The 10594-nt window shown below is 55.1% G+C and carries 8 protein-coding genes; 6 read left to right on the top strand and 2 right to left on the bottom strand.

What is annotated here, in order from left to right:
* Both CSC94_RS22205 and CSC94_RS22210 read right to left on the bottom strand, forming a co-directional pair.
* On the bottom strand, positions 1-396 hold the full coding sequence (locus CSC94_RS22205; RefSeq protein WP_245408459.1) for a DUF3489 domain-containing protein: 396 nt from the start codon (positions 394-396) through the stop codon (positions 1-3).
* A gap of 592 nt (positions 397-988) precedes the next feature.
* Positions 989-2512 carry a pyridoxal phosphate-dependent decarboxylase family protein gene (locus CSC94_RS22210; protein ID WP_099308572.1) on the bottom strand — a complete coding sequence of 508 codons (1524 nt, stop codon included), beginning with the start codon at positions 2510-2512 and terminating at the stop codon, positions 989-991.
* A 128-nt stretch (positions 2513-2640) separates the two neighbouring features.
* Between CSC94_RS22210 and CSC94_RS22215 the strand changes: the two genes are divergently transcribed.
* From CSC94_RS22215 to CSC94_RS22225, 6 genes are all read left to right on the top strand, one after another.
* A complete protein-coding gene (locus CSC94_RS22215) occupies positions 2641-4206 on the top strand; it encodes a winged helix-turn-helix domain-containing tetratricopeptide repeat protein (protein ID WP_099308573.1) in 1566 nt (521 codons plus the stop codon).
* A 185-nt stretch (positions 4207-4391) separates the two neighbouring features.
* Positions 4392-4598 carry an integrase core domain-containing protein gene (locus tag CSC94_RS25300; RefSeq protein WP_425356542.1) on the top strand — a complete coding sequence of 69 codons (207 nt, stop codon included), beginning with the start codon at positions 4392-4394 and terminating at the stop codon, positions 4596-4598.
* Between the two features lie 180 nt (positions 4599-4778).
* Positions 4779-7478, top strand: coding sequence for a peptidoglycan-binding domain-containing protein (locus CSC94_RS22220; protein WP_099308574.1), 2700 nt, complete (start codon positions 4779-4781; stop codon positions 7476-7478).
* A 21-nt stretch (positions 7479-7499) separates the two neighbouring features.
* Positions 7500-7892, top strand: a complete 393-nt coding sequence (locus CSC94_RS24335) for a hypothetical protein (RefSeq protein ID WP_133123005.1) — start codon at positions 7500-7502, stop codon at positions 7890-7892.
* A gap of 7 nt (positions 7893-7899) precedes the next feature.
* On the top strand, positions 7900-9984 hold the full coding sequence (locus CSC94_RS24340; protein ID WP_133123007.1) for a hypothetical protein: 2085 nt from the start codon (positions 7900-7902) through the stop codon (positions 9982-9984).
* Positions 9985-10411: 427 nt separating this feature from the next.
* The coding region (locus tag CSC94_RS22225) for a transposase (protein ID WP_483446968.1) at positions 10412-10594 on the top strand (183 nt) is incomplete at its 3' end.

The following is a 10594-nucleotide window of genomic DNA, read 5'->3' on the forward strand; positions in this document are numbered from 1 at the left end:
TCACACGGGCTCCGATGCAATCGAATAGCGGGCAACCCCAGCCTTGTCCGTCTGCTTTACCAAGTCCAGACCATGCTTCTTCCTGACGGTGCCTGACAGGAACCCGCGGACGGAATGGGCCTGCCATCCGGTGAGCTTCATGAGATCTTCAATCGACGCGCCCTTGCGGCTGCGCAGGGCTTGAACCACCTGGCCGGCCTTGGTCGCCAGACGTTCGGGTTTTGGTGACGGCGCATTCGAAGACGGCTTCGGCGACCCCGTGGATCGGCCCTGAACCCGCCTTTGTCTCGGCGCCGAGACACGGCCGGGCGCCTTCAGCGCCGGCACGGGGCGTTCGGACATGTCTTCGGTGACTGTAACGTCGGCGACCTGGTTCTTCTTCGAAATCCTTGCCATAGGCTTTCTCCTTCGGTTCAGACACCGGACCATCCGGTGCCCGCACCGACGAAAGCCCGTGACCGGGCAGGGCAGGGGTCGCCACGGTCAATCTGCCGCGTCACGCCTCACCGACAGCAATGCTCTCATGTGCGAAGAAGTCCAGTCGCGAAGACGGGGAAGTGGAAGAAACAGCCTCTTGTCAGGGCGAGAATAGGGAAACTTGTCCGCGGTCAGAAGGACTGTGGCGGAATTGGGCCGGGGGTGTCGCTGGCGGCGCGTTTCGGCCGATGAGAAGTATTCTGGCCAATGTCCGCTTTGCGCCCTCCAATACGGTAACTTCAAGCCCTTCGCCTCGCTTTCGAAAGCGGTCTTACGCTGCCCTGTCAGTTGGTCAGCAAGAAGAAAAAGGAGGTTCGGGGCACTTCGACCATGCGCCTAACCCCGGCCGTACGCGATCCGGCGATCTCCGCAGGTCGTCGCAATGGGGTCCGTTTCCCGCGGCAACTTCCGTCCTGGGTCCTCCCGAATGATTTTGGGAAATTGGATTAGGACCGGCAGGCCTGACTCTCTTCACACCAAGCGAAGCCCGGATATCCTTGAGTGTCCATCCTCAGGTACGGGGTTCGCCGACATTGTGGCCGTTGCCGCCGCACAGCTCTTGAAGATGGGTCCGGATCGCCGCGATAAGAACATGCAGGTCGCTCGTCTGCGTGCGATGGTTCGCAATCGCGCAGCGCAGTGCGTACCTGGTTTGCACCCGCGTGTCCGAAAGTGCTGCCACCCCTGTTTCCTGCAGGCGCAGCATGATCTCGCGGTTGAGCGTTTCGCACTCTTCTTCCGCCATGCCGGCGGGGCGGAGGCGAAAGCAGACGATGTCGAGCACCGGCTCGGCGAGCAGTTCCATGTCCGGCTCGGCCCGGATCAGCTCGGCCAGATAAGCGGCCTGGGCGATATTCTGGTCGATCAGCCGCCCGAACTTGGCGACCCCGTGTTCCTTCAGACTCATCCATACTTTCAGGGCGCGGAATCCCCGGGAGGTCTGAAAGGTGAAATCGTGCAGCCAGTCGGCGGCTGCGATCCCGCGCGGTTCCCGTTCAAGATAGGCTTGGCCAAGGGCAAATGTACCGCGATGCTGCGCTTCGTTCCGCACCATGCAACAGCCGACTTCGAAGGGCGCGTGAAGCCATTTGTGCGGATCGAGCGCGACGGAATCGGCCCGCTCCAGCCCGTCCAACCTGGCGCCATTCTTGGGGGCGATGGCGGCCAAGGCGCCGATACACCCGTCTACATGAAACCACAGTCCCTCACGCCGGGCTATTTCTGCGATACCGGGAAGATCGTCGATCGCGCCGGTGTTGATCGTGCCCGCATTGGCGATGATACCGGCGGGCCTGGCGCCCTCGGCCCGATCCCGGGCGATGGCCTCCTCCAGCGATGCAAGGTCGAGAGTATAGTCGTTGCGCGACGGTAACCGGCGGAGGGCCGACCGCCCGAGCCCAAGCATCTCCATCGCCGTCAGATGGCAACCGTGCAACTGGTCGGAGCCATAGAAGACGAGCCGCTCGCCACCGAGCCCGTGTTCACGGATATCGGCCTGGCCGAGCGCCTCGTTTCGCGCAACGGTCAGCGCGATCAGATTGGCCGCTGATCCGCCGCTCGTCAGCGTTCCGCTAGCCTCCAGAGGGAAACCCATCATCTCTTTCAGCCAATCAACCACTTGCCGGTCGATCAACGCCGCGGCGTGATTGCCACCGCCAAGATTGGAGCCGACGATAGCCGCCAGGAAATCCCCTAGCGCGCCCGTGAAATTGCTCGCCCCCATATACCACATCCAGAACCTTGGATGGATATTGCCCATCGGATAGGGCATCAGGCCTGTCTTCAGGTCTTCATAGACGGCTTCCAGTACCTGACCGGTTTGCGGGACCGGGCCGCGGAAGCACTTGCGAACGTCCTCTGGCATGTCTTGCCAGACAGGCTTGTCGCGAATATCGGCAAGATAGGCGATGGCGTCGTCGACCATCGCATGCGCGGTCTGCCGCACGTCGTCCCAGTTGCGCGGATCGAGCGTTTCCTCGATCCTGCCGGAAAGCATGTTTGCGGATTGGTTTTGCGTCGCCGCCCTGCCGCTCATCTTGTCCCCCTTTCTGCGCTCTTGCTCGGAACCTCGGTGCGCATGATGTCATCGACGAGCGTTGGTTGCTTGCAGGGAACTTGTAGAAAACCTGAATTTTGTAGGTAATTTCTGCTACGCTACTTTACATGATCTATCGTTTCGGGGATTTCACGCTAGACCTTCCGGCCGCCGAGCTTCGCCGATCCGGCGGTGCAGCGATTGCGGTGGAACGGCAGGTCTTCCTCCTTCTCGTTCTGCTGGTCCGGAACGGCCACCGCCTGACGACGCACAATGAGATTGTTGAAACCGTCTGGAACGGTGCCGCGATCTCCGATGCGACGATTTCGAGCCGCATCCGATCGGCGCGCGCGGCAATCGGGGATGACGGCACAAGGCAACAGGCGATACGTACTCTGCGTGGGCGCGGGTTTCGTTTCGAGATGGCGGTAACGGTGGATGCCGCGCCTTTGCCGCTGCATGCGGCCCCCCGAAGCGATGGGCCTGAGACCGGCCACGCATCCGAACGGAGCCAAGCGCCCTCGATAGCGGTTCTGAGGTTCTCGGCCGGTTCGCAAAGCCCGCATTCCCAACTGCTGGGCACGGCCATCGCGCATGAATTGATCGTGACGCTGTCGCGGATGAAGTGGCTAACCGTGATCGCGCGAGGGTCGAGCTTTCAGTTCTCGCCCGTCGCAGAAGCGCAGAACGTGGGGCAACGGCTCGATGTCCGGTATCTCTTGTCTGGCAGGATCGAAGAGCGCGGGGGCACCTTGGTCCTGGCTCCGCTCCTGACTGTAGCGCGGAGCGGCGAGGTGATTTGGGCGGACCGCTTCGAGGGCCCCTTGGATGATGTCCATCTGCTCAAGGAAGAGGTCGCGCGGGCCGTGGTGACCGCGGCGGAGATCGACATTCCCAGGCACGAGGCGAGGCTGGCGCAACAGATGCCCAGCGAAGCGCTTGATGCATGGGCACATTATCACCTCGGTCTGAACCATATCTACCGGTTCACGGAGAAGGACAACGAAAAATCCGCCGGGCATTTCAGTAAGGCGCTGGCGCTCGCGCCGGACTTCGCGCGGGCCCATGCTGGGATGTCCTTCGTGGCCTTCCAGCGTGCGTTCAGCAATTTCGACGGCGACAGCAAGGCCGCTGCCCACGATGCGCGAACTTCGGCGGAACGCGCCATGGAGCTGGCTCCCGGGGACCCGCTTTCGAATTTCGTGCTGGGGCGAAGCTATTGGGTGTTACAGGATCCCGAAAACGCCTGCTCCCATCTCGAACGCGCGGTTGCGCTCAACCCCAGCTATGCGCAGGGGCACTATTCGCTGGGGCTGGTTCAGGCTCTGGCTGGCAATAGCGAGCCCGTGCAGGCGCATGCCGACGCCGCCATCCGGCTCAGCCCGATCGATCCGTTGCTCTACGGGATGCACGGGATGCGGGCCTGGGCCGCACTCAACGCCGGGGATTGGTCACGGGCTGCTTTCTGGGCCAGCAAGTCCGCCCGCACGCCCGGAGCCCATTACCTTGTCGACATGCTCGCGGCATCGGTCAATGCGGTTGCCGGCGAATCCCGGGAGGCCGCGTATTTTGCTGAACGCACCAGAAGACGACGGCCCGACGCGAACCTGGAGCAGTTCATATCCGCCTTCGTGTTCCCAGGATGGAACGAACGTCGTCCCTTGGCAGCAGCCTTGCAGCGGCTAGGGTTCTGAAGGATCACCGCAGAGGTGCGGCGGCGAGATCGCCCATCCCGTTCGCATTTCAACGACCGGCTTTTACCTGTACGAGCTCACTCGGGCGCTTCATCTCTGACAGCACCATGCCGGCATTCGTCCTCTTACAGTTGAAGCAAGTCGCCTGGCTGATCCAAGCCTTATGACAAATTTCGATAGCCGGAGTGCCTTCGTCCGCCTGGCACGGAATAGCGTCTGTCTGCACTCTTGGGAGACTGGCTTGGGAGACTGGATTGCAGGCCAAAGCCGGCATTGCGAAATGGATATCTTTCTACAATCGCCAGCGGCCTCACGCCGCCCATGGCAAGCCGCCGCCCGCCGTGGTCTACTTCAACCAGACCGCACCCGCTGCAGGAATACGTCCGCCTTGACTGGTTCGAATCCTGAAAGCTGACATACCGGAAACGGCCCCAATCCCGTCGCACGAACCCCATTCCAAGCATCAGAGTGGCATAACGCTACATGGAAAGGTAATCCTTCAATAGCACAAATATGTGTTGCAAGCACATAGCTAGCCGCTAAGCTCTGCAAGCAAAGCGAAGGGATATGTCATGTTGAAAAAGTTGAAAATTCCATTATACTTTTTCCTTGGGTTCCCGCTGTTGTTTCTAAATGGGCTAGCCAATGCCCAGTCTCTCGAAGGTATCATTAACGGAGTGATACGAGAGGTTGAGCGGTCAGTGAACCGCGAACAAAGACCGACGAATAGAAATATTTCCTCTCAAAGGGACGAAATCCGATTAAGCAACAAACAACGCGAGGCGGTCCAGTTCCGTCTCAACGAGCTCGGCTATAATGTTGGCGCTCCCGACGGTGATTTCGGGCGGAGGACGCGCCGAGGAATTTCTGAATTTCAAATAGACAATGGATTTGCGCCAACTGGTTATCTTACGGGTGCTCAATATGCTGCGATTATTGAAGCTACTGATGGGCAATCTGCGTCTTTTAGCGACAAAAGCTCCCTTTCAAAGAATGAAATTTTTCAGCTTCAAGAGGCGCTTAATCAACTTGGCTACCCAGTAGGTAATCCTGACGGTATCATTGGAAGTGGAACGGCCAACGGCCTGGCCGATTACCTTAGAGCAAAGGGGCTAAACCCTTTCGCGGTAAAATTGCGAGACGCATATGAACTCGCTCGAGGTGATGCCGATGCAAAGGGAACGGAAGACCAACCCGTTGTCGTATCCGATCAAGACCCGGCACCGGTGCAAACGGTCACAGCGATGGATCTTGAGATTGTCTACCAGGGCGACATCGTCAGCAAGGGTATTCAAAGAGCCGGCTTTGATTATGGGACTTTTGCGCTTCAAAAGCAGCGGTTCCTGAAAAACAGGATTGATCAAGATCAGTATCGCAATGTTATGCTGAACCTTGCGATCGCCTTGATGAATGCTGATATCAACACGTCTAATGAGCTCAATGAGGCTAAAAAAGAGATCGAGCAAGACGAATCTCGCAAGCCAAAACGGCAGCGGGTACAGCACCTTCATCATGTGGTTTATCTTGAGGACCTGCTCGATAGTCCTCACGCAGACGATCTCGCAAAGACAATTCTTCAGATAAATTATGACGTTACCTTCTTTGCCAATTTAGTCGAAATACAAAACAGGCCGGGAGTAAAGAACTATATCTATCTGAGCTTCTTTGATCCATCCCGGATTGGGGATAGTGATGCAAAGTTCTATTTGGCTCGAAATATCGGCAAGGTAGAAGCCCTAGTCAAATTGCTCGTTCGAAATTTGCCCGATGAAGTCTATTTCAATGGCAATCTAGAGCACATTTCAGTTGATCCCTTTGATATGAAAATAAAACTCAAGAGACCGAATTCGTTCCTTGAGGTTTGGCAATGGCGCAATGGCGGATCAAGCAACAAGTTGCCTTCATATACAACAGAGAGACAAATATACGAAGTGACATATTTCCGCGAAGCGCCCTGGCCATTTGGGCGCGAGAATGATGATATTTACACCTATCCAATCGGGGCAAAGGTCGTCACTGAGGGTTTCGAAAGGCACGGAGAGCGAAGCAAGCGGCGTATCGGTGCGCATATCCTCAGCAACATGCGAGCCCTAAACGATCTTTTAGGCGATACAGGTGACTTCTTTATCATTACCGCTCGGGATATTGATGTCACTAAAGCGAATATTCCGATAGAAATGCTTGAAATCATATCCAAACATCTTGGCACGAATGTCAATCTGACGCGCGATCTTCCCTATCTTGCGCAAGCAAGGCTGCTTGGAATGGAATCCGTTGATGGCAATGAATCAATCGCGATTGAGCTTGAGCTCGAGAGCCTCGTTCTCTGGGGAAATAAGGACGGAAAGGTCGTCGCAGAGTTATCGCCGGACGTCTTTCCTTATTTTGGGGGAAAAGTGCCTGCACCGCGGGTGCGGGCATTAGATGAAGCCGATGGTGAATTTAGCTTTCGGCCAAGGCCTGAAGAACGCGGTGCTGCGCTGCTAGCCAAAAAACATTTGGAACAAGATCAGCAAGTCGTTGAAACGAAGTCTCAGACTGCGGTGGCAGATCGCCCTGTACCGGATGATAGCAACGAGTCCGGACCGATCGGTGGCTACTATTATTTCGTTGATGATCGTTCAATTTATAAGAATCTCTTGCAGCTTGATCGTGCGCAGATGTGCGTTCCGAGAAATTGGAAGCGTGAACCCAATATGGTCGATAAAGGAATTCGTGTCGGGGCTCATGAATATGATCAGGTCGATGATGGCATCGAACGGTTCAAAATATCGTGGTGCCAAGTTCTTGTTTTGGACGCACGTGAGACAAAGATAGCTGACGATCTTATCAAAGATTATGGGCTTCTTGTGCGCGAACCAGAGCGGGTTGCCGAAGCCGAGGTCTTACGTCTTCGTGATGAGAAATTCAAAGAATGTACTGGTAACGCATTCAAGCGGGAATATTATGAATGCTCCTGTCTCGCGGATGAATTTGCACAGCGAATTCGAAATCAAGAATATATTCCGGTTGGTGGTGGATCATATGACCTCCGGTTTCTGGAGAAGGGCAATACACAATGCCCAAATCGAGAGGCTATGTTGAACAAGGCAGAGCAAATTTGTCATCAAACGCAGAGAGATGCGCCTGATGTCGATGTCCTTTGCGAATGCCTTGCCAAGCAAATTGTCGCCAAGTTTGTTGAGTTGCCACGTCTTTCGGCGGATTTCGTAAGCAATATCACAGTTGAAACATTAAACAGCAAAAGGGCGAGAGAAAGCTGTAGCCCCTAGGTCACATTCGGAGGCAAGTAGGTGAAACAGAACCGGGAAGGGCTTCTGTCCGAAGGTGATAACTCTGGGGCAGCAGGTGATACGCTCGCAAATCAACGCGCCAACATGCGTTCCCAACCGAAATACCGCTCAAGGTTTATGATCGGCGGGGCGGTGCTTATCGCTTATACGTTTTTAGGCGAGTTTCTGCTTCCAGAGCCGTTGCGGCTCAGTAGTTTTATTGGCACCCGGATAGGCCATGTGAAGGCTCTCGCGACGCGTGGAGCGGCACCCGATCAAGCGCGAGCAAACTGCCTAATGCAGCGGGAACAAGTTGCGTTGAAAGCTTTCAATGAATGCCTGGCTCAGCCCTACGCGACGATGCCCAAATGCGAATTTGCCCGCGATCAAGCGAAAAACTTTCCGTGCGACTGAGGTGACGATGCGACGTTTCTTGGCTCTCATTTTTGTAATCGTTACATGCCTCTCGACGGGTACAGCATCTGCTCAATCCACAGCAACAATTCATGGCATCTGGAAAGGCACCTATGCATGTGTCGGACGTGTAAAAACTGCGTTTGAATTGACCATTCGGCAGGTCGATGAGAATCGCTTGGTCGCCGTTTTTGCCTTCCAACGGATAACTCCAGGTACAGCATCAGGTCACTACACAATGACTGGGGTCATTGAACGCTCCGGTGTCTTTGCGTTGACACCACAGAATTGGGTTGTTCAGCCAAGAAATTATCAGATGCTTGCATTGAAGGGCCGTTATGACCAGAACGCAGATAAAGTACTTGCGGATTTCGAAACGGATAATTGTTTCGATGTGGAAATAAGCAGAGCGCCGCTGCCGGAACTGGTCATGGAATCTTGGGCAATCCTCGGCCTTTCCGGAGGAGAGATGCGCCGCGAAGCAGCGTCGAACGCAAACCGATCGCCGCAAGGCGTGTGGGGCGGCGAGTACGAATGTGCTGGCGGGCAGAAAAGCCTAATCGAAATTGTTTTCCAGACGCAGAACGAAAAAATTAGAGATGGCGCGCGTGGCGAAGAATTCAAAATACTTCTCTCTTTTAAATTCACAAAAGGAGGCAATTATGAAGGTTCATATGTCGCCTATACACAGCATATTTTTGAAGATGGAAGAATAATTGTTTTCGGTGCAGATTGGATTAAGAATCCATATGGGCTCGATCAGGCGCCGTTGCGAGGAACATACAATCCCGCCAAAGACGTCTTAGACATGAAATTCGACAATAATCAGTGTTACAATTTACATCTTAGAAGAATTGAAAAGCCGACACTCGAACCAAGTGCATGGCGTATGCTTGGTGTCATTGGGCCCGATGAAATGGTGCAGGTCGGAGAAGAAATTCCACTGGATGGTAGCGTGACCACCGACAGGATTTTTCTCTACCTCCGAGATTCCGAATACGTGAATGACTTGCACAAACAGTGCGTCGAGGGGACTGCCGCTGCATTGAGCGATACTTATAATTTTGCGCCTTTATCCCAGCGAGCGCGAGAAGTATGCGGCGAATATTTTTCCGGACGGAATGACGACAGCATCCGCTTCCTGAAACCCGACCTATATAGCGTCAATCCCGGATCCACAAAACTTGATTGGGAAAAAGCCAGCGTTGTAAGCAATGGTTCGGTACTGGACGGTGGTGTTGTCCGTTACGATCTAAAACGCCTGCCGAGTGGTAAGTGTTTGGTGTTCAAGGAGCGAGACCGCAATAAGAGCTATGGTTATGCGCCAGTGCCCGTACGTCTTGGGCAAGGGGATGGGCGGTTCATGTTCAAGCTCATGCCTGAGATCGATCCGGCCAAAGAACGGACATTGCAGGGTGCCTATGAGGCCGCAAGCAGCCAAAAGACCACCGCCGAGACCAGTATTCCGCGCCTTAGAGTAGCTCTCCAGAATAGCGCCGCCTGGAATGGCGCAACCTGCGAACGGCCGTCAGACGAGCCGAAACTTCCGGATCCTCCAAAAACGCCAGATGCAACAATGGTTCGAGCGAATGCTGCAGCATTTTGTTATGAGGTTTTGCAGCGCCGCCTTAATCCAGGGGAAGCCTACGGTGCAATGAAAGCCTTGTTCCTTGATGACGTCATCGCGGTTCATAAGCAATGGTCAGAAGGTGCGCTACCAAAGCTTTCTTGTGCAATGCGGCCTCCCAGCCAGGTCAATGATATACTGGCGCGCATTTTCAGTGGCGGTCTCATCGGGATGGAAGCCATCCAGTTGCGGTTCCAATCCTGTATGAAGGAAATGGTCGACAGCTGCGAAGCGCCCATGGCGGTGTATCGTGATGACGTCGCGCGACGCAAGGAGGCGCATTTACGCCCATATCGTCAATGCGTCTCCAACCAAAGCGACTTAAAGGCATATGAAGAAAATATGCCTAAATACATAGAGCGTGCTATCTCGGCAAAGAATGCGCTCGATAATTATAAAAAAGAACTTAGGGATCGGCCACGCGAGCTATCACTAGTAGATGCGAGATGTGTTTCTGGCGAGTAAGATGCAATAGGCGATCATCTGGAATCCGTCTTCATGCTGAGCTATGGGGAAGTCCGCATTCCCATCGAACCGCGCCATCCGAAATCGAGGCGTGGGTCGAGGATGGTAAGCTTGGCGTCTTTCGGCAGTTGGACACCTCGATTTACCGTGTAGTTTCGGCTGAACGAGTGGATCGGGGGTATTTCGGCGCGGCGTGACCAGAAGTCTGGCGTCAGCGGGCCTTCTTCTTGACCGCTATTTCCGATATTTCCGGCTCGCCTGAGGCCGGTTTTCGGGACTGTCAGGAATCCTGTGTCAGGGGCCGGTTGATCATCATTCGGTGACGAACCGTTCCTGGAACTGGATTGCAAACTGGACGCCTCGAAAAACCTCCCCAATTGGGCTGTTTCGTGATTCACTTCCGCGGTGATCAGCGGGAGGCTTTTGAATGCGGGGTCAGGCCGGTTTCTGGGATGTCGATGAGCGATATGCATTGTTGAGCGAGGCGGGTGATCCGCTCGTGAAGCTCAACGAGGTCGTTCCTTGGGACGTCTTCCGCAAGCCATTGGCCAAGGCGCTGAAGCGCTCGGACGGGGCCAAGGGCGGCAGGCCGCCGTTCGATCCGGTGATG

This window comes from Zhengella mangrovi, from assembly GCF_002727065.1.
GTDB lineage: Bacteria > Pseudomonadota > Alphaproteobacteria > Rhizobiales > Rhizobiaceae > Zhengella > Zhengella mangrovi.

Bases quoted from the DNA above. Each gene is read 5' to 3' on its own strand.
- CSC94_RS22205 (WP_245408459.1), bottom strand. From the start codon at position 396: ATGGCAAGGATTTCGAAGAAGAACCAGGTCGCCGACGTTACAGTCACC.
- CSC94_RS22210 (WP_099308572.1), bottom strand. From the start codon at position 2,512: ATGAGCGGCAGGGCGGCGACGCAAAACCAATCCGCAAACATGCTTTCC.
- CSC94_RS24340 (WP_133123007.1), top strand. From the start codon at position 7,900: ATGCGACGTTTCTTGGCTCTCATTTTTGTAATCGTTACATGCCTCTCG.
- CSC94_RS22220 (WP_099308574.1), top strand. From the start codon at position 4,779: ATGTTGAAAAAGTTGAAAATTCCATTATACTTTTTCCTTGGGTTCCCG.
- CSC94_RS22215 (WP_099308573.1), top strand. From the start codon at position 2,641: ATGATCTATCGTTTCGGGGATTTCACGCTAGACCTTCCGGCCGCCGAG.